17 protein-coding genes are annotated in these 18,408 nt (G+C 64.1%); 8 read left to right on the top strand and 9 right to left on the bottom strand.

What is annotated here, in order from left to right; genetic code table 11:
* Positions 1-54: 54 nt before the first annotated feature.
* The gene (locus AACH87_RS12535) at positions 55-2,313 is read right to left on the bottom strand and encodes a hypothetical protein (protein WP_338794792.1); all 2,259 of its coding nucleotides are present in this window, start codon (positions 2,311-2,313) and stop codon (positions 55-57) included.
* Positions 2,314-2,386: 73 nt separating this feature from the next.
* On the opposite strand from AACH87_RS12535, the gene AACH87_RS12540 reads away from it, so the two are divergent.
* From AACH87_RS12540 to AACH87_RS12565, 6 genes are all read left to right on the top strand, one after another.
* Positions 2,387-3,910, top strand: coding sequence for a 3-hydroxyacyl-CoA dehydrogenase (locus tag AACH87_RS12540; protein WP_338794793.1), 1,524 nt, complete (start codon positions 2,387-2,389; stop codon positions 3,908-3,910).
* A 2-nt stretch (positions 3,911-3,912) separates the two neighbouring features.
* Positions 3,913-4,692, top strand: coding sequence for an enoyl-CoA hydratase (locus AACH87_RS12545; RefSeq protein ID WP_338794794.1), 780 nt, complete (start codon positions 3,913-3,915; stop codon positions 4,690-4,692).
* Positions 4,693-4,884: 192 nt separating this feature from the next.
* Positions 4,885-5,604 (top strand): Crp/Fnr family transcriptional regulator, encoded by a 720-nt coding sequence (locus tag AACH87_RS12550; protein WP_338794795.1) that lies wholly within the window; start codon positions 4,885-4,887, stop codon positions 5,602-5,604.
* Positions 5,605-5,841: 237 nt separating this feature from the next.
* Entirely contained in the window at positions 5,842-6,927 is a 1,086-nt protein-coding gene (locus AACH87_RS12555) for a phosphotransferase (protein ID WP_338794796.1), read from the top strand.
* An 84-nt stretch (positions 6,928-7,011) separates the two neighbouring features.
* Positions 7,012-8,286, top strand: coding sequence for an acyl-CoA dehydrogenase family protein (locus AACH87_RS12560; RefSeq protein WP_338794797.1), 1,275 nt, complete (start codon positions 7,012-7,014; stop codon positions 8,284-8,286).
* A gap of 199 nt (positions 8,287-8,485) precedes the next feature.
* Complete coding sequence (locus AACH87_RS12565) at positions 8,486-9,136, top strand: hypothetical protein (protein WP_338794798.1); 651 nt, start codon at positions 8,486-8,488, stop codon at positions 9,134-9,136.
* 125 nt (positions 9,137-9,261) lie between these two features.
* Here the strand turns inward: AACH87_RS12565 and AACH87_RS12570 are convergent, their stop codons facing one another.
* The 8 genes from AACH87_RS12570 to msrA all read right to left on the bottom strand — a co-directional run bounded on the left by AACH87_RS12570 (position 9,262) and on the right by msrA (position 16,272).
* Positions 9,262-11,343: a TonB-dependent receptor gene (locus tag AACH87_RS12570; protein ID WP_338794799.1), complete on the bottom strand. Its 2,082-nt coding sequence runs from the start codon at positions 11,341-11,343 to the stop codon at positions 9,262-9,264.
* A 262-nt stretch (positions 11,344-11,605) separates the two neighbouring features.
* On the bottom strand, positions 11,606-12,121 hold the full coding sequence (locus AACH87_RS12575; protein ID WP_338794800.1) for a hypothetical protein: 516 nt from the start codon (positions 12,119-12,121) through the stop codon (positions 11,606-11,608).
* A gap of 48 nt (positions 12,122-12,169) precedes the next feature.
* Positions 12,170-12,763 carry a DUF3299 domain-containing protein gene (locus AACH87_RS12580; RefSeq protein ID WP_338794801.1) on the bottom strand — a complete coding sequence of 198 codons (594 nt, stop codon included), beginning with the start codon at positions 12,761-12,763 and terminating at the stop codon, positions 12,170-12,172.
* Between the two features lie 107 nt (positions 12,764-12,870).
* On the bottom strand, positions 12,871-13,122 hold the full coding sequence (locus AACH87_RS12585; protein ID WP_338794802.1) for a hypothetical protein: 252 nt from the start codon (positions 13,120-13,122) through the stop codon (positions 12,871-12,873).
* Positions 13,123-13,173: 51 nt separating this feature from the next.
* Positions 13,174-14,409 (bottom strand): FtsX-like permease family protein, encoded by a 1,236-nt coding sequence (locus AACH87_RS12590; protein WP_338794803.1) that lies wholly within the window; start codon positions 14,407-14,409, stop codon positions 13,174-13,176.
* A gap of 12 nt (positions 14,410-14,421) precedes the next feature.
* Positions 14,422-15,111, bottom strand: a complete 690-nt coding sequence (locus tag AACH87_RS12595; protein WP_338794804.1) for an ATP-binding cassette domain-containing protein — start codon at positions 15,109-15,111, stop codon at positions 14,422-14,424.
* Positions 15,108-15,545, bottom strand: a complete 438-nt coding sequence (locus AACH87_RS12600; protein ID WP_338794805.1) for a Fur family transcriptional regulator — start codon at positions 15,543-15,545, stop codon at positions 15,108-15,110. The genes AACH87_RS12595 and AACH87_RS12600 overlap by 4 nt, the downstream gene beginning before the upstream one ends.
* Positions 15,546-15,735: 190 nt before the next feature.
* The gene (gene msrA, locus AACH87_RS12605) at positions 15,736-16,272 is read right to left on the bottom strand and encodes a peptide-methionine (S)-S-oxide reductase MsrA (protein WP_338794806.1); all 537 of its coding nucleotides are present in this window, start codon (positions 16,270-16,272) and stop codon (positions 15,736-15,738) included.
* Between the two features lie 206 nt (positions 16,273-16,478).
* On the opposite strand from msrA, the gene AACH87_RS12610 reads away from it, so the two are divergent.
* Together AACH87_RS12610 and AACH87_RS12615 are read left to right on the top strand one after the other, a co-directional pair.
* On the top strand, positions 16,479-17,201 hold the full coding sequence (locus AACH87_RS12610; protein WP_338794807.1) for a TetR/AcrR family transcriptional regulator: 723 nt from the start codon (positions 16,479-16,481) through the stop codon (positions 17,199-17,201).
* Between the two features lie 13 nt (positions 17,202-17,214).
* Entirely contained in the window at positions 17,215-18,408 is a 1,194-nt protein-coding gene (locus AACH87_RS12615) for an efflux RND transporter periplasmic adaptor subunit (RefSeq protein ID WP_338794808.1), read from the top strand.

An 18,408-nucleotide genomic window follows, 5' to 3' on the forward strand; every position in this document is an offset into this window, starting at 1 on the left:
AAAGGCCAGCGCGTGGCTGGCCTCCGAGTGACTCCCTTGGATTGACTCCCCAGTTCAGAGTTTCTTTTCGCCAGGCTTGAGAGGCTCCAACTCCAGACTCAACTCCATCAGATCGTTGGATGAACCAAAACCGATGGGTTGCCCCGGTGGCGGCGGAGGGGTCACTGGAACGGGAGGCAAGTCGCTGATCGTGATGGGCACGGGATCAGACAGATCAATGTCCAGCGTGAAAGTGGAGGCAGGCGCTGCCACTGTGGCTGCAGGGCGATAGGCACGCGATGCACCAGCCAGCGGCGCCGGAGCGGATACCACGAGATCTGCCAGCAAAGGCGCCTGGGGCATCGTCTCAGGCCCCTTGGCTGCATCCACTTCCTGCAAGGATGCCTCGGGCTCCACGGCTGCAGACACAGGAGGTGCCGGAGGTGCGGGCGGCTCGAACCCGAACTCCAGCGCAGCCGCCAAAGAATCCAGCGGAAAGTCCGGTGTGGTGTCCATGGGACTCAAGGGCGTCAGCGCGCTCAGTGCATGTGCCGCCGCGGCCTCGAACGACTGAGGCATGGGCGTCGTCCGTTTGCGCGGTGGTGGAGCCCCCCGCGCGGTGGCAGGCGTAGTCTGTGCAATGGCCAGCAACAGCAGCAAATCGTCGTAGGCCGCCAGATCAAATGCTGTCTTGCGACCTTCACCAGATCTGTAGAACATGTGCTTTTCCAGCACATACAGCACTTCCGGCGAACTCCACTGGGCTTCGATCTCTGCTAGCGCGTCCAGGTATTGATCCAGCGACTTGCCCCGGCGGTCAAACGACGCAAACTCAGGCACATTGGCATTGAAATGCCGCATGAAACGCTGGCGCAGCACGTTGAAATCAGCAGCGCGGCTGAGTGTCCGGTAAAGACGCAGCAACTCCAGATACGCAACAGGCGAGGTTTCCTCGTGCGCGTCTATGTGCTGGCGCAACACCTCAACGGCTTGATCGTGCTCGCCCACAGAAACGAAGAACTCGGCCTGCTGCTGGATGTCAAACAGTTCCTCCGGGTTGATGATGTGCTGCAGCACGGGTTCTGGGTTACCACCCGCCACCACAGGGGTCTCAACAAAACCCGCCATCTCAGGGGTAACGTGCTCTGGCTCCAGCAAGATGTCCACGCTGCTGGCAGCAGAGGACGGTTTGGCAGCCGCAGGCGAGGATACAGGGCGCCCCCAGCGGTCGGCGGGGTGGGAAGGAACTTCTTCCAGCCGCTCCAGTTCGACAATGTCCTTGGGCTCGGCCTTGCGTTTGCTGACTGCCACCGACTCCCGCCATGAGCGGGCAGCTGTGGCAGCAGTTTGGCCGCTGCGTCGCCACATCCATGCCATACCGCCCAAAGCTGCGGCCAATGCGGCAGCCAAGGCGTAAACAATCCAGGGGTCAAAGCGTCCCTCAGCCTCGTCCAACTGACGCTGCAGCTCCACGGCGGCTGCCTGGTCGCGTGTCGTGCGAGCCTGCAACTGGGTCAGTTCGCTCTCCAGCTTGCGCCGAGCATCTACATCCTCGACTGGCGCCTGAGGATCTCTATTGAGGTTCCGCCACAGGGCTGCGGCCTGCTCACGCTGCGGGTTGGTCTCGGAAGCAGGGGCCTGCGGCAGCTCCAGAGTGGAGCGCAGGGTGAGGGGTACCTCCAGCCATGTGTCCAAAGGCTCCATGACCAGACGCGATCGATCAGCATCCTTGGGAGCTACCGCGCGCGCAGATCGGGAAGATGCCTTGTCAACACCGCCCGCCGCAGGGGCGGGACGTGCCTCCTTGCGCACCGACGGGGTGCGGTAGGGAGGACGGGGTTGTGACGAAGCCTTCGACGACGCACCAGTGTCAGCCTCGACGACCGGGGGCACTGTGCGATCACGAGCCGCCTCCACCACCAGCGGTACTGAGGCCAGAGGCGTAGTCCCTGCAGGTGCGCGCCCCCCACGCTGCAAAGCCTGAGGCGGGTCAGCCAGGAAGGTGTAGGTGCGGGTGGTGCGACCAGCGCAGCCTGCAGACAAGGTGACAAGCACGACAGGTTCGTCCACAACATTGCGAACCTGCACCCGAACGCCCGCGGCCAGAGGAGTGAGGCGGACCTGGGCATCGCTCAACGGGATGTCGCCGGCCTTCACGCTGGCCGTCACGCAGGAGGATGCGACATCCGTCCCTGCATCAGGCTGGACTTCAAAGGTCAGATCCAGCGGACTTCCAAGCACCACAGAGCCCCGGCTCGCCCCGAGCGAGAGCGCAGAAGCGCCGGCGGCAACCACCCACAAACCGGCTCCCAGAATGGCGTTACGGATTTTCACAATAAATTCTGTTTGAGGTGCGTCCCATTCTTGCACATAAGTGCGCGCCCAGGGCCACAGCCATAATGGCGCTATGAAAATTCAATTTTCCACCATCGCCATCGTGGGAGCCGGGGCCATGGGCCGGGGCATCGCGCAAATCGCTGCACAAGCTGGCAGCCAGGTCTGGTTGCTGGACACCCAACCTGGGGCGGCAGAAAAGTCCAGGCATTTAATTCAGGAGCAGTGGAGCAAGCTTGTAGTCAAAGAACGCATCACTGCCGAGCAAGCCAAAGCTTGGGGTGAACAGTTGCAAATAGCCAACACCGTTGCCGACCTGCAGCCCTGCCAGCTGGTGATTGAGGCAGTGGTAGAGCGACTGGACATCAAGCAAGCCCTCTTCGCAGAGTTGGAACGCACGCTGCCCGCCTCGGCCGTGTGGGCCACCAATACGTCTTCCTTGTCTGTCACGGCCATTGGCGCAGCGCTGAAGCAGCCCGAGCGGCTCGCAGGCTTTCACTTCTTCAACCCCGTTCCCCTGATGAAAGTGGTGGAAGTGGTGGCAGGCCTGAAGACAGCACCTGCCCTGTGCGAAGCCCTGACCACTTATGCACGCCAGATGGGCCACACCCCCGTGCAGGCGCAGGACACGCCAGGCTTCATCGTCAACCACGCGGGCCGCGGTTTTGGCACCGAAGCCCTGCGCATCGTGAGCGAAGGTGTGGCGGACTTTGCCACGGTGGATCGCATCCTGCGTGATCAGGTCGGCTTCAAGCTGGGCCCGTTTGAGCTGATGGACCTGACAGCACTGGATGTCTCCCATCCGGTCATGGAGTCCATCTACCACCAGTACTACGAGGAACCGCGCTTCAGGCCCAGTGTCATCACTGCGCAGCGTCTCGCGGGTGGCGTTCTTGGCAAGAAGGTGGGCGATGGTTTTTATCGCTACGCCGATGGCATAGCCCAGGTGCCGGCAGAACCACCTGCACCCGTCGTACAGGACATTCCGCCAGTGTGGGTCTCTCCCCGGGCTTCTCGCCGCATGGAGATTTACCAACTCCTGAAGGACCTGGGCGCCACCATTGAGACAGGCAGCTCGCCCTCTGTCCAAGCCATCACCCTCGTGGCCCCGCTGGGGTTTGATGTGACAACCGTGGCGGTGGTGGAACGGCTGGACCCTGCCCGCACCATCGGTATCGACATGCTGGTGGAGGAAAGCGCCACCAAACGGCGAGTGCTCGCCACCAACCCGGCCACCCGGGTAGACATTCGCAACGCTGCGCACGCCCTTTTCGCGCGGGACGGCAAACCCGTGAGCGTGATCCGTGACAGCGGCGGCTTTGTCACACAGCGCGTGGTAGCCACCATCGTCAATATCGCCAGCGACATCTGCCAGCAGGGAATCTGCTCTCCAAAAGATCTGGAAACCGCCGTGACACTGGGCCTGGGCTACCCGCTGGGGCCGCTGGCGATGGGCGACCGTTGGGGCCCCACCAACATCCTGGAGGTGCTTTTCAACATGCAGACCGTCTACGGAGACACCCGCTACCGCCCCAGCCCCTGGTTGCGCCGCCGCGGTGCCATCGGGCTGAGCCTCACCCACGTGGAAGAGAACTGACCATGCCCGCCCAATTGCTGAGCACGAGCGAAGGCCAGACCCTGGTCCTGACCCTGAGCAACCCCGAGTTGCGCAATGCCATCGAACCCACCATGTACTGGGCGGGCATCGAAGCGCTCAATGTGGCCGAGCGCAGCCCTGACGTGCGCAGCGTCGTCATTACCGGCGCGGGGGGCATGTTCTGCTCCGGCGGCAACCTGCAGCGCCTGCAGGCCAACCGCCAGCAGCCCGCGGAAGTGCAGGCGCAGAGCATTGAAGGCCTGCACCAGTGGATTGAGACTATCCGCACCTTTCCCAAACCCGTCATTGCAGCGGTAGAAGGTGCCGCAGCAGGTGCGGGCTTCTCGCTGGCCCTGGCCTGCGACATGGTAGTGGCTGCACGCAATGCTGTCTTCCTGATGGCATACAGCAACGTGGCGCTATCCCCCGACGGAGGAGCCAGCTGGAGCCTGGCCCACGCCCTGCCCCGCACGCTGGCCACAGAACTGCTCATGCTGGGCGAAAAGATGCCTGCAGAGCGCCTTCACGCCCTCGGCCTGGTCAACCGCCTGAGCAACCCAGGTGATGCACTGAACACCGCGCTGCAGCTGGCAGAACGACTGAACCAGCGGGCCCCCAATGCCCTTGCCAGCATCAAGGAACTGCTGGGCGAAGCGCCCCACCAGCCGTTGAGCACCCACCTCAACAGCGAGCGGGACCACTTCGTCAGAAATCTACACCACCCCAACGCCGGAGAAGGCATCGCCGCCTTTCTGGAAAAACGCAGCCCGCGCTACGAATGAAGCCACCGAGGCAACGCAGCCCCTGGCCTTTTGAAACGATGCCCTGTGCCCTCCGGCCAGGGCATTTTTGTTGGAGCACCAGCCATACGCTTGCAACCCATTCTTGAGAGACACACAGGTGACAACCCTCGGCAAATGGCCGGGTCCCTCACGCGACAATGAAGCTGTTTCCAGTCACGCAAAAGACAGACCATGGACGACCCGATTCTTACCATCGAAGAACGTGAAGCGATCAATTCCGGTCGCTGGTTTTCATCCCTTTCACCTTCGCTACGCCACGACATCCTCCGATGCGCCTACGTCAAACGCTACAAGGACGGCGCCCTGATTTGCGCACGCGGCGATCCGCCAGAGGAGTGGATCGCCTGCGCCCGCGGTGCCGTGCGGGTGAGCTCCACATCCATTTCCGGCAAACAGATCACGCTCACCTACGTGGAGCCGGGCATCTGGTTTGGCGACGTAGCGATCTTCGACGGGGACCGGCGCACGCACGATGCCTATGCGCATGGCGACACCACCATCCTGTGTGTGTCCAAGCCCGATTTCAAGAAGATTCTGGCCTCGCATGTGGAGTTCTACGAAGCCATGCTGCGGTTGCATGCACGGCGCATTCGCCAGCTCTACGGTCTGGTGGAAGACCTCAACACCCTGCCCCTTCGCGCGCGTCTGGCCAAGCAGCTGGTGCACTTGGTGCGCAGCTATGGCATCCCCAGCCTGTCGGATGGCAGCGAGATGCGCATCGGCCTGCAGCTGGCGCAGGAGGAACTGGCCCAATTGCTGGGAGCCTCACGCCAGCGCGTCAACCAGGAGCTCAAAGCCATGGAGCGCGAGGAAGCCATCCGCATCGAACCGGGCGGCTTGGTGGTGCGGGACCGCGAAGCGCTGATGCGCATTGCCGAAGCAGACGCCTGATCGCCCCAGCCACCCGTCTGACCGCCGGTCTGGATCAGTCGGCGGGTGGCTCTTCCACCTTTTTTGTCTCCCTCCCCACAGGCCAGTCCGCAGCGAGCAGCGGACAGGTTGCCTTGCCCGCGCACGCGTTCACAGCACAGGATGCAGTAGCGCACACCGGGCGCCCCTCCGATCCTTGCACCCACCGCACGCCAAAGCCTGTCCGCAGGGAAGGCTTGTTCACATCCCCTTCTCCCCATGAGCAACTTTGACCACTTCGTAGGCACACGCCCGGTTTCCGAACAGCACGCGTTTGACGTGGCCGCGCTGACCGAATGGCTCACCCGCCACATGCCCGGGTTTGCAGGCCCGCTCACGGTAGAGATGTTCAAGGGTGGCCAGTCCAACCCCACATACAAACTCATCACTCCGGCGGCCAGCTATGTGATGCGTGCCAAACCCGGGCCGGTGGCCAAGCTGCTGCCGTCCGCGCACGCCATCGAGCGCGAGTTTGCCGTGATGAGCGGGCTGTATGGCACCGATGTCCCCGTGCCCCGGATGCATGTGCTGTGCGAGGATGAATCCGTCATCGGCCGTGCGTTTTATGTCATGGAGTGCATGCAAGGCCGCGTGCTGTGGGACCAGACCTTGCCGGGCATGACGCCCAGCGAGCGCACGGCGATTTATGCAGAGATGAACCGCGTGATTGCCGCGCTGCACACCGTCAAGTTTGCAGAGCGCGGCCTGGCAAGCTACGGCAAGCCCGGCAATTACTTCGAGCGCCAGATTGGCCGCTGGAGCAAGCAGTATGTGGCCTCCATCACCCAACCCATCGAGGAGATGGACCGGCTGATGGAATGGCTGCCCGCCCACATGCCCGCTAGCGCACGGGATGAAACCCAGGTATCCATCGTGCATGGAGACTTCCGGCTGGACAACCTCATGTTCCACCCCACCGAAGCCCGCGTGATCGCCGTGCTGGACTGGGAACTGTCCACGCTGGGCCACCCCCTGGCCGATTTCAGCTACCACTGCATGAGCTGGCACATCCCCGCATCGCTGGGCCGTGGCATCGCGGGGCAGGACCTGGCTGCGCTTGGCATTCCTGACGAGGACAGCTACATCCGCAGCTACTGCGAGCGCACCGGCATTGCCACGCCAGACGCACTGCGGGCCGACTGGAACTTCTACATGGCCTACAACATGTTCCGCATCGCAGCCATCCTGCAAGGCATTGCCAAACGGGTGGAGGCTGGCACGGCCTCCAGCGCACAGGCCAAGGCATCAGGCGAAACCGCCCGGCCCATGGCCCAGCTCGCCTGGTCATTTGCCCAGCGCAAATAACGCTCCACACCAGCTCAACAGCCGCACAACACCTGCCGGGCAGCACCCCACCGCACACCAAGAATCACCAACGGAGAAGACCCCATGGACTTTGAATACTCCCCCAAAACCAAGGAACTGCAGGCCAAACTGCTCCAGTTCATGGACGACTACATCTACCCAGCAGAAGCCGACTACAAAGCCGAACTGCTGGCCAACACCGCAGCAGGAAAGCGGTGGACTCCCCTGAGCACCATTGAAAACCTCAAGCCCAAGGCCCAGGCTGCGGGGCTGTGGAACCTGTTCCTGCCGGTAGACAGTGCCGCCGCCTCAGGCTACGACGGCGCAGGCCTCACCAACCAGGAGTACGCGCCGCTGGCAGAAATCATGGGGCGCGTGCAGTGGTCAAGCGAGGTGTTCAACTGCTCGGCCCCAGACACCGGCAACATGGAAACCATTGCCCGCTACGGCAGCGAAGAGAACAAGGCCCGCTGGCTCAAGCCGCTGCTCGAAGGCAAGATCCGCTCGGCCTTTGCCATGACCGAGCCCGATGTGGCCTCCAGCGATGCGACCAACATCGAAACCCGCATCGAACGCCAGGGCGACGAATACGTCATCAACGGGCGCAAATGGTGGATTTCGGGCGCGGCAGACCCGCGCTGCGCCGTGTTCATCACCATGGGCAAAAGCGACCCGGACGCCCCCAAGCACTCGCAGCAAAGCATGGTGCTGGTGCCTGCGGATACCCCCGGTATCAATATCATCCGCCCGCTGAATGTGCTGGGCTATGACGACGCGCCGCACGGCCATGTGGAGATGACATTCACCCACGTGCGCGTGCCTGCATCCAACATCCTGCTGGGCGAAGGCCGGGGCTTTGAAATTGCCCAAGGCCGCCTGGGGCCTGGGCGCATTCACCACTGCATGCGCCTCATTGGCCTGGCAGAGCGCGCGCTGGAGCTGATGTGCAAGCGCGCCAGCAGCCGCGTGGCCTTTGGCAAGACGGTGGCCCAGCAGACCGTGACGCAGGAGCGCATTGCCGAGGCACGCTGCAAGATCGACATGGCCCGCCTGCTGACCCTGAAGGCCGCCTGGCTGATGGACGTGGCAGGCAACAAGGTGGCCAAGACCGAAATCGCCATGATCAAGGTGGTGGCCCCCAGCATGGCCTGCCAGGTGATCGACTGGGCCATGCAGGCCCACGGGGGCGGCGGCATGTGCGATGACTTCCCGCTGGCCTACGCCTACGCCAACGCACGCACACTCCGATTTGCCGACGGCCCGGACGAAGTGCACCGCAACGCCATTGCCAAGTGGGAGCTGGGCAAGTACGGCAGCTACGGGCGCGATGCATCCGTGCCCATCACACGCGGCTCCTGATTCAATTGCCGCCGATGCACCCCGCTGGTGGGTGCGCGCAACGCACAGCCCGTGGCGTCCCCGGACGCCACGGGCTTTTTTGCATCTGGGCTTTCCCCCGCCCACAAAAGGCAGCAACCGGGCGCGGCACAATGGCGCATTCCCGCCTTGCCCCAGCCTTGAAGTGACTAATCTGCCCTACTCCGCCAACGCGTCCACCATGACCCGCCGCCAATGGGCCAGCCGGGCGGCGAGCGCGCTGGCTTTGGGCGGTGGACTGGCACCGTGGATTCAGCCAGCGCACGCGCAAGACAGGGGTAACGGCGACTGGGACGCATCGCCCCAGGCACGGCAACTGCTGCGCTGGGTGGCCGCGACAGCCGACAACCAGCGCATGCCTTTCGTGGTGATCGACAAGCCCGAAGCCCGGGCCCATGTGTTTTCTGCCCAGGCCCAATGGCTGGGCAGCGCCCCGGTGCTGCTGGGGCTGGCACTGGGCGACCGCACCGTGCCCGGCATTGGCCAACGCCCGCTGGCGCAGGTACGCCCCCACGAGCGCACCACGCCCGCAGGCCGCTTTGTGACCGAGCCCGGACACAACCTGCAAGGCGAAGACGTGGTGTGGATCGACTACGACGCGGCCGTCTCGCTGCACCGGGTGCGCAGCGCCACGGCGGTGGAGCGGCGCCTGCAGCGCCTGGCCAGCCCGCGTGTGCGCGACCGGCGCATCAGCTACGGCTGCATCAACGCGCCAGACGCGTTTTACAACCAGCACGTAGCCCCTTACCTGGGCCAGATGCATGGGGTGGCCTATGTACTGCCCGACACGGAATCTTTTGCTACATTTTTTGAAGCTGCCAGCGCTTATTGAATAAGCGCTGGAGGGCTATTGGGCTTCAAAACTCAGTTTGAGAGCCCGAGACCCGTTAGAGCACTTTGGCCCTGTCAAACGTTTCAGAGCCTGACGCCCCCCAAAGAGCGTCAGGCGCCAAAACATCAGAACGCCACCTTCACCCCCACGCTGATGTTGCGCCCCATCAGCGGCGCAGCCGACTTGATGAACGAGGTGTGCGCGTAAGCAAGGCGATCCGTCAGGTTGTAGCCCTTGATGTAAAGCTGCCAGGGCGATCCGTTGGCCAGCTTGCCGTTGTAAGCCGCGCCCAGGTTCAGCATGCCGTAGCCAGGGGTTGCAGTTTCAAACTCGGCCACGCGGTTCTGGCGGGCCACCTGCACCCATTCCACCTGCCCCTCCCACGCAGCCCAGTTGGCGTCAAGGCGCAAACCGGCGCGGGTGGCTGGAATGCGCGGCAGGTTGCCGCCGCCGTCCAGCTTGGCGCGCACCGTGTCGCCAAACAGTGTGATGCCCAGGTTGCGGGTGATGGCCTGGCGCACCTGCCCCTCGATGCCGGTGAAGGTGGCATCAGCCTGGCTGTACTGCAGCAGTTGCAGGCCATCCAGCGCATCGAGCGTGCGGCCGTAGATGTAGTTGTTGATCTTGTTGTGGAACACGCTCACGCCAAAGGTGGTGTCGCCGCTGGTCTTTTTCAGGCTCAGGTCCACGTTCTGCGAGGTTTCCGAGCGCAGGTCGGCATTGCCCCGCTCGTAAGTGCTGGTGGCCATGTGCAGGCCACGGGCGTACAGCTCTTCTGCCGTGGGGGCGCGGCTGGCGCGGGTGAACGACGCCCCGGCAGAATACCCGGGCATGAAGCGCCACACCGCCCCGATGGACGCCGATGTGCCGTTGTGGCTGCGCTCAATGCCCGTGGTCTGCGCCTCTGCCGTCTGGCGGTCATGGCGCAGCGCGCCTTCAAAGCGCCAGTCACCCAGGCGGTATTCCTCCAGCACGAACAGGCCCGTCTTGCGGGTGATGGTGGGTTCCACGTAGGCCTCTTCCCCATCGGCGCTGAACTTGCGCTGCGAGGTCTGCACGCCCACCAGGCCCTTGAACCCGGCGATGGGCTCATGCTGCAGTTCGATGCGCGTGTCGTAGGCCTTGTTCTTGAAGGTGGTGCTGATGGCACCGTCTTCCACCTCGTCGTGCACGTAGTCAGTCACCCCGGCACGCAGGCGCAGGGCTGAGAAGCCGACAAAGGGGTTGCGCAGTTCGCCGCGCACATCCAGGCGTTCGCTGCGCAGGTCCACCACAGGCACATCCGCAGGGTCATGCACCTCGGCAGGGCCATCGGCGGGCGGGCAGCCCAACCGGTTACCCACCGCACCGCAGCCTTCAAAGCCGTGGTTGTGGCCTGGCAGGCCGTACTTGGCTGTCTGGCGGGTGTAGGCCGCGCCCAGATAGCCCCGATCACCCACCCACGACAAGCCCACGCTGCCCGTGTCGGTGCGGTTGAAGCTGCCGGGCACCTTGCTGCCGCCCGACCAGCCCTTGCCTACGCGGTAGTCATTGGCATCGCGGGTTACGCCCTCCACATGCACAGCCAGGTTGCCCGCGCCGCCGGTCAGCGATACCGCGCCCGCCCCCTCACGTGCGCCGGTGTTGGCGCGCAGCTCTGCGCTGCCTTCGTATCCTTTTTCAGGGATGGCGGTGGGAATCTTGCCGTCCAGCACATTGACCACACCACCCACGGCACCGCTGCCATAGACCAAGGCCGAGGGCCCGCGCAGCACTTCGACCTGCGTGGCGAGCAAGGGCTCAGAGACCACGGCGTGGTCGGGGCTGATGGTGGAGGCATCGTGCAGCTCGGCACCATCGCTGAGCACACGCACGCGGGGGCCATCCATGCCGCGGATGATGGGGCGGCTGGCACCAGCGCCGAAATGGCTGCTGTGGATGCCCGGCTCGCTGTTCAGCGTCTCGCCCAAGGTGGCCTCGCGGCGGCGCACCAGCTCATCGCCCTCCAGCACGGTCACGGGGGTGGTCATTTCGCTGGCACCCAGTTGCAGTCCGCTGGCAGACACCGTGACGGAAGGCAGGCTGGGGGCGGCTGCGGCAGCACTGGCATCGGCAGACGCTGCAGACTGCGCTTGCGCCAGCCCGGTACCCGCAACGGCCAGCATGGCCACGGCCATCGCCACAGGTCGCAAGGCCGGGCGGAAAGGAGAGAGGGAGGAAGTCATCATGAAGGGCCTTGAATTGAAAAATCAGCAACACCGCTGCGCAGCCCGACCAGCCCGCAGCGGTACATAACAAAACTGCCTGCAGCGCTTTACCAACAAGCGCAGACAGCTATTAAATAAGTAGCAAAAAGAAAAGTAATGGGGAGCGGCGCAGTACAGGCGCTGCCATCAGCCATCCGCCACGAACCCTCAGCGCGCACATGCGCGCATCACCGGCGAGCCAGAGCAGCACCGGGACGAAGGGCAGGAATTTGCGTAGAGAGGGTTACGCCCGCTGCAGCGGGGGCGCACGGGCTTGGAACACCGCCGCGTGCAGCGCATGCCGCGGCTCAGCCCAGAGAGAGGGGGTTGCGTGAGCCGCCTGCTGCAGGGGCAAACCCAACGAGGGTGGAAGAAGAACATCTGCCAGCGCCAGCTGGTCCAGCAGAAGGCAGTCCACGCCTGCAGCGTGGGCAGGCATGAAGCCGTCTGGCGCGGCGCCCCCCTGCCCCGCAGACTTTTGCGCCACCTCCCCGAAATCCGCCCTGCCCGGTAGAGTTGCCAAAGGGCTCCCACCGGCACGGTAGGCCGCCACATGCCCGGCCCCGTGTGCAGACCAGTGCACCGAATGGTGCATGCGGCCCAACATGGGAACCAACACCAAAGCCCACACCAGGGCGGGCAACCACCAGGCCAGCGTGGCCCTGCCCGGCCTGGCAACCGCACGCGGCCGACGCACCGCCCCGCTGCCTGAGGGCAAGCGCAACCCCAGAAAGGGCACGTTGTGCGGGACGCGGGACATGAAGTTGGGGAGCAATCTGAAATCAGTGCAGCGAGGTGCGAAACGCCGTCACTTTACCGCCTCGGCATCCACCATGCGGTAGAACAGGCCATAGGGATCGTTGGTGAGCACGCTGAACTTACCCTCGACCACCACGGGCTCAAGCGAGTAGCGCACAGGGGTCTTGGTCTTGACCTCGACCATGCTCTCCGGCCCGCCCGGAATGCAGAAGGCGCAGGTCAGAGGCACGGATGTCAGCAAAAAGTGCCGTTGGGTGGGCTTGGCATCCATGGGCACCATAAAGCCCTGAATGCGCTGCACCGTCTGGTGCATGGCCTGTTGCTGGGCGCTGAACACCGGCACCACCGCCGTCTTGGTAGTCTTCTTGGTCAGGTCGCTCAGCACCGACCAAGGCACCACATCGTTGCGCTGGGGCAAGGGGGCAATCGGGCTGTTGGGGCTGTGGTAGCCCGGGCCCGACCCCGAGGGCAAGGCGGCACCGCCCGCGCCCTGCGGCAAGGGGGAACTCAACGCGGGAGTGGCCGCCCCTTGCGCACCTGCCACACCCGACAACGCCACCAAAGCGCCCACACTGGCAGCAAGGCACAGCCTGCGCAGCCACAGGGTGGTATGCGACGGTGCGGTTGTCACATCAAAGTGCATGAGAGCTTCTCCTGGCGGCGAAAGGCAAAACGACGGGGGCTTGGAGCGGCTTGGAGCGGGTTCGAGGGCAATGGTTCACCGCAACGCAAGGCGCGCACCGGCAAAAATCAGTGCGCGTGCTTCATGCCGCAGTACTTGCCGATGGCCAGATTTTTGCAGGCGGCCTGCAGCTCCTTCATGCACTGGTCTTCGCCCTTGCCCGATTCGAGGCACTTGGCAGCAGCCTCATGTGCAGCAGCCATGGCGCGGTGGCGCTGGATGTCTTCCTTGGTTTCCTTGTCCGAGTGGGACTGGGCCAAGGCCTGGGCCCCCGCCAGTAACAGAGGGGCAAGGCACAGGGCCGTCCAGAGCTTTTTCATGGTGATTCCTTTCGGGTTGAACAAAACACAAATTTCAGAAGAGACCGGTGCTCAGGGCTGCACCAGCAAATCAGCCACATCGGTGCGGTAGGCCTGCATGGCTGGCAGCAAGGCAGCCGCCGCAGCCACCAGCCCAGCCAGCAAAGGCACGCCCGCTTCCTCGGGCAGCCACAGGGCACCCGTCACGGGCAGCAGCCCCTGTGCCTGCAGGGCCCAGCCCATGGCATGCGCCAAGCCGTGCCCCAGCAACAGCCCCAAACCGCTGGCCAACACGGCGAGCCACAGCGCCTCGCACAGCACCAGCCCTGCCACGCGCCCCGGTGGAGCGCCCAGCATGCGCAGCATGGCCAGGTCAAAGCGACGCTCGCGCACGGCATTCCACAAGGCAATGAATACGCTGAGCGCCGCCACCGCCAGCAGCACGCCACCGAAGGCGCGCAGCACATCGGCCCCCACGCCCAGCAGCCGCAGCAGGCGAGAGATTTCCATCGCAGGCGCTGCTGCCTGCATGGAGGTGTTGGCGTTGACGCTGCGCGGCAAAGACACAGCGGCCAGCGGGGTGCGGTAGCGCACCAGGGCTACGGTCACCTCACGCTCCTGCTTCAGGATTTCCAGGTCTTCCGGATCGTCAGCCGTGGCGGTTTCATGCACCAGCCAGACGGATTCGCTGCTGGTCAGGATGAGTCGGTCCAGCACGCAGCCGCAGGGCTGCAGCACCCCGCTCACGCGGTACGGATGCTCCCCATGCGCGTGCCCGCCTGCGCCCAGGCCATGGGTACCGATAAAGGTCGCCCCCACAAGGGCTGTCTGCTCGTGCCCTGGCTGCACAATGGCGCGGGCCACCGAAGCGCCCAGCACCGCGTCCATGGGCTGGCTCCACAGCGCGCCCTGGGCCATGGATGCGCCGTAGTGCGCCACATAGTCAGGCGTGGTGCCCACGATGCGAAAGCCCTGGTAGCTGTCGCCCAGACTCAGCGGTATCACCTGCGCCACCAGCGGGTTCTTCTGCAGCGCTTGCACCTCTTGCAGCGGGATGTTGCCGGTAGGCGCATCAATGTGGAACACCCCGGCCAGAATGAGCTGCAGCGGGCTGCCCTTGGCACCCACCACCAGGTCAATCCCGTTCAGGTCGCGCTCGAAGGCGCGGTCCACCTGCGCGGCCACCAGCATCACCAGCGTCATGGCCGCCAGCCCCAGCGTGAGCAGCAGCAGGTTGAGTGCAGCAGCCAGCGGCCGCGACCAGAGGTAGCGCCATGCCAAGGCAGCGATTTTTGCTATATTTTTCATAGCTTTTTGCGCTTATTCATTAGGCGCTAGAGCCTGATTTGGCTTGGGAGGATGACCTGCATTCAAGTCCAACCGCTGCAGGCGCGGCACGCCTGACAGCGCTTGCACGACGCGCTGGTCGTGCGTGGCAATCACCAGGCTGGCACCGCACGCCGCCGCGCTGCCCTGCAGCAGGGCCAGCGCGTCGGCACAGGCGTCGTCATCCAGGCTGGCCGTGGGCTCGTCGGCCAGCAGCAATTCAGGCTGCAACAGCACGGCGCGGGCCAATGCCACACGCTGGGCCTGCCCGCCCGAGAGCTGGTGGGGCCGCCGCTGGGCAAGATCCGCCACGCCCACCCGGGCCAGCGCCTCGGCAATGGCCGCATCATCGCGCGGGCGACCCGCTGCAAAGTAGGCCAGCGCCAGGTTGTCTGACACGGTCAATGCCGGGCTCAAATGCAGCTTTTGGGGCAGGAAGCCAATGCAGCGGGCACGCCAGGCATCCAGCTCTGCCCCCCTTTGGGTGCCAAGCTGAATGCCCGCCACAAACAAGTCCCCTCCGCAGGCCGCGCGCAGCCCGGCCATCAGAGACAGCCAGGTGGATTTGCCTGTGCCAGAGCGGCCCTGCACCATCAAAACGCCGCCCTGCGGCAAGTCGACATCGGCAAAACGGATTTCTGGCCCTTGCGGGTAGCGGTAGGCAAGGCCTCGGGTGCGGATCATGCTGCCGCCCCGCTGTGGAGTTGTGGCTGTGGATGTGCGCACCCTGCACAGCGACCTCTCACGGCAATGTCCACGGCAAGCCCTTCATGCCCGGCAGAAGCCAGGGCATCCAGCACCTGTTGCAGGGCAGCCTGCACGGGCTCTGCCCCCTCAGACAGACGAAACTGTCGATGGCAGTCATCGCACTCGAAGCGAGGGGCCGCACCGTCCCCCTCGGAGGGGGCCAGCGCATAACGGGTGACCCGGGCAGCGTCCACCACCTTGTGCAGCAGGCCGGCTGCGGCAAAGCGGTCCAGCATGCGATAGGCCGTCACCTTGTTGACGGGAGCCCCGAGGGCCGCCAAGCCCGCCTCCACCTCAGCCCCCGAAAAGGCCGCCTCAGGACGCAAGCGGTACAACTGGGCCAGAGCCCGGGTTGCGCGGGTGGCCCGCATCCGGGCGGGAAGCGTCCAAGCTACGTTGGCAGGGTGTTCAGAAGTCGCGGAAGGAGAAAGGACAGTCACGGCGAGCCAGAGGCATAACGCAATCGGGTTGCATTATGCACGGGCATCACAGCCGGTTGGCGCGATAACCGCACGAGCCAGCGAATCTTTCCGCCATCAGGTGTATGAATCAGTCCTTGAATCAGTCTTTGAGGTAGCGCACAAACGTCTTGCGAAACTTTTCCACCTTGGGGCCCACCACAAAGGCGCAGTAGCCAGCATTGGGGTGCTTTGCGAAATAGTCCTGGTGGTAAGCCTCCGCCACGCTGTAGTTGGACAGCGCCTGCACCTCGGTCGTGATGGGGGCGGCAAAAACCTTGTCCTGCGTCAGGCGGCGAATCATCTCGCGGGCCAACTCACCATGCTCAGGCGTCTCGTAGTAGATGCCGCTGCGGTACTGCGTGCCTACATCGTTGCCCTGGCGGTTGAGCGTGGTCGGGTCGTGGGTGTGGAAGAAGATTTCCAGAATCTCCTCCAAGCTGATCTCGTCGGCATCAAACGTCAGGCGCACCACCTCGGCGTGGCCGGTGTCGCCCTGGCAGATCTGCTCGTAGGTGGGGTTGAGGGTGTGGCCGTTGGTGTAGCCGCTTTCCACGTCGGTGATGCCGCGCACGCGGTCGAACACAGCTTCGGTGCACCAGAAGCAGCCGCCGCCGAGGGTGATGGTTTGCAGGGTCATGGAACGAATCCTCAAAGACGGGTATCAGCAGGAAGAGCCAGACATTATTCCCCGATGGTGAAAACCCTGGCCGCTTGCAGGTTCGCAACGCTGCAATCACCTTCGCGACACGCCCTCCCTCCCACACGCCTTGCGCCCCACCAGACAAGTTCGCATTGACTGGTGGGGAGTGGGTAGATACATTACTAACCAGTCAGTCAGTAAAAATGCCACGCACTACTTTGAACGATCTTTCTGCCGAAGCCGCAGCGCCCAAACGCAGTCGCCGCAAGGAGGCCCGCCCCGGCGAGTTGCTGGAGGCGGCCCTGGATCTGTTCGTGGAAAAAGGCTTTGCCGCCACCCGGGTAGACGAAGTGGCTGCGAGGGCCGGGGTCTCCAAGGGCACTCTTTTCCTTTACTTTCCTAGCAAGGAAGAGCTGTTCAAAGCTGTGGTGCGCGAGAACATTGCCGGTCGCTTTGCAGAGTGGAACACCGAGCTGGAGAGCTTTGTGGGCACTACCAGCGATGTGCTGCGCTATTGCTACCAAGTCTGGTGGGAACGCATTGGCGCCACCAAGGCGTCGGGCATCACCAAGCTGATGTTCAGCGAGGCCCAGAATTTCCCGGAAATCGCCCAGTTCTATCAGCAGGAGGTCATCCTGCCCGGGCGTGCACTGGTCCGGCGGATTCTGCAGCGCGGCGTAGAGCGGGGTGAGTTCCAGGCGATAGATCTGGACTACGGTACCTACATTGTTCTGGCACCCATGATGTTCCTGATGCTCTGGAACAACTCGATGGGACCTTGTTCCCTGCCAGACGAAAACTTTTCGCCCGAAGAGTATTTGCGCACCCAGGTGGACAACATGCTGCATGGTCTGTGCATAAGGCCCGGCCCGGCAGCCACGCCCCCTCCTGTGGCCTGTTGCCCCCCTCCGTCGACCTCATCCTGACTCCCTACGCCCCATGAAACGCTGGATCACCTGGACGGCCGCTGGCCTGGTTGTAGTGCTGCTGGGCTCGGGCGCCTGGCGTTCCATGGCGGCGCGAAACGCCCAGCAAAAAGCCTTGGCTGCGGCAGCGAGCCAGCGAGAGCAGGCCCCTTTGCAGCTGGGGGCAGACGAAATCCTGACCGTGCAAAAGCAAATGCTGGATCTGGGTGTTCCGGTATCGGGCGCATTGCGCGCAGTGGACTCGGCCATGGTGAAGGCACGCGTAGCGGGTGAGCTGCAAGGCTTGACATTGCGCGAAGGCGACAGCGTGCGCGCCGGGCAGATCGTGGCCCGCATTGACCCCACGGAATCCCAGGCGCGCCTGCGCCAGGCCCAGCAACAGGCCGATGCCGCCAAAGCCCAGGTAGACATCAACCAGCGGCAGTTGGACAACAACAAGGCCTTGGTGGAACAAGGCTTCATCTCCGCGACCGCCCTGGTCAATGCACAGGCCAGCCTGCAATCTGCACAGGCCACCTATGAGGCAGCCCGAGCCGCTGCCGATGTAGCGCGCAAAGCGCTGGACGACACGGTACTGCGCGCCCCGATTTCCGGGCAGGTATCCCAGCGCCTGGCGCAACCGGGAGAACGTGTGGCCATCGATGGCCGTGTGCTTGAAATCGTGGACCCCACACGGCTGGAGCTGGAGGCCCTGCTGAGCCCCGCAGACTCCCTCGCGGTGAAACTGGGCCAGAAGGCCCAGCTGGATCTGGAGGGGTCTAGCCGCTCCGTGTCTGCCACAGTGGTCCGCATCAACCCCAGTGCGCAGGCAGGCAACCGTGCGGTGCCTGTATATCTGCGCATAGACGGAGCCGAATCCAACGCAGCGTTGCGTCAGGGCCTTTTCGTGCAGGGCACCCTGCGCACCGGGCAGGCCGAGGTGTTGGCGGTGGAGCTGGACGCTGTGCGCACCGACAAGCCACAGCCCTATGTGCAAGCGGTGCAAAACGGCCGCGTGGCGCACCTTACCGTGGTGCCTGGCATGCGGGCCACGGTGCAAGGCAAAACGCTGGTTGCCATTGAAGGCGCACCCGCGGGCACCCGGGTGCTTGCGGGGCGCTTGGGCTCACTGCGGGAAGGCACTGCTGTCACAGCAGCTACAGATGCGCCTTCCGCAGTGCCAGCACAGCAGGCATCCCAAGCCGCAGCCAGCACAGCGACCCGGTAA

Origin of the sequence: Acidovorax sp. DW039 (assembly GCF_037101375.1) — a bacterium.
GTDB lineage: Bacteria > Pseudomonadota > Gammaproteobacteria > Burkholderiales > Burkholderiaceae_C > Acidovorax.

What these genes read in the sequence shown, in the direction of transcription:
- AACH87_RS12540 (WP_338794793.1), top strand. Translation starts at nt 2,387, where the DNA reads ATGAAAATTCAATTTTCCACCATCGCCATCGTGGGAGCCGGGGCCATG.
- AACH87_RS12545 (WP_338794794.1), top strand. Translation starts at nt 3,913, where the DNA reads ATGCCCGCCCAATTGCTGAGCACGAGCGAAGGCCAGACCCTGGTCCTG.
- AACH87_RS12550 (WP_338794795.1), top strand. Translation starts at nt 4,885, where the DNA reads ATGGACGACCCGATTCTTACCATCGAAGAACGTGAAGCGATCAATTCC.
- AACH87_RS12555 (WP_338794796.1), top strand. Translation starts at nt 5,842, where the DNA reads ATGAGCAACTTTGACCACTTCGTAGGCACACGCCCGGTTTCCGAACAG.
- AACH87_RS12560 (WP_338794797.1), top strand. Translation starts at nt 7,012, where the DNA reads ATGGACTTTGAATACTCCCCCAAAACCAAGGAACTGCAGGCCAAACTG.
- AACH87_RS12565 (WP_338794798.1), top strand. Translation starts at nt 8,486, where the DNA reads ATGACCCGCCGCCAATGGGCCAGCCGGGCGGCGAGCGCGCTGGCTTTG.
- AACH87_RS12570 (WP_338794799.1), bottom strand. Translation starts at nt 11,343, where the DNA reads ATGATGACTTCCTCCCTCTCTCCTTTCCGCCCGGCCTTGCGACCTGTG.
- AACH87_RS12575 (WP_338794800.1), bottom strand. Translation starts at nt 12,121, where the DNA reads ATGTCCCGCGTCCCGCACAACGTGCCCTTTCTGGGGTTGCGCTTGCCC.
- AACH87_RS12580 (WP_338794801.1), bottom strand. Translation starts at nt 12,763, where the DNA reads ATGCACTTTGATGTGACAACCGCACCGTCGCATACCACCCTGTGGCTG.
- AACH87_RS12585 (WP_338794802.1), bottom strand. Translation starts at nt 13,122, where the DNA reads ATGAAAAAGCTCTGGACGGCCCTGTGCCTTGCCCCTCTGTTACTGGCG.
- AACH87_RS12590 (WP_338794803.1), bottom strand. Translation starts at nt 14,409, where the DNA reads ATGAAAAATATAGCAAAAATCGCTGCCTTGGCATGGCGCTACCTCTGG.
- AACH87_RS12595 (WP_338794804.1), bottom strand. Translation starts at nt 15,111, where the DNA reads ATGATCCGCACCCGAGGCCTTGCCTACCGCTACCCGCAAGGGCCAGAA.
- AACH87_RS12600 (WP_338794805.1), bottom strand. Translation starts at nt 15,545, where the DNA reads ATGCGGGCCACCCGCGCAACCCGGGCTCTGGCCCAGTTGTACCGCTTG.
- msrA (WP_338794806.1), bottom strand. Translation starts at nt 16,272, where the DNA reads ATGACCCTGCAAACCATCACCCTCGGCGGCGGCTGCTTCTGGTGCACC.
- AACH87_RS12610 (WP_338794807.1), top strand. Translation starts at nt 16,479, where the DNA reads ATGCCACGCACTACTTTGAACGATCTTTCTGCCGAAGCCGCAGCGCCC.
- AACH87_RS12615 (WP_338794808.1), top strand. Translation starts at nt 17,215, where the DNA reads ATGAAACGCTGGATCACCTGGACGGCCGCTGGCCTGGTTGTAGTGCTG.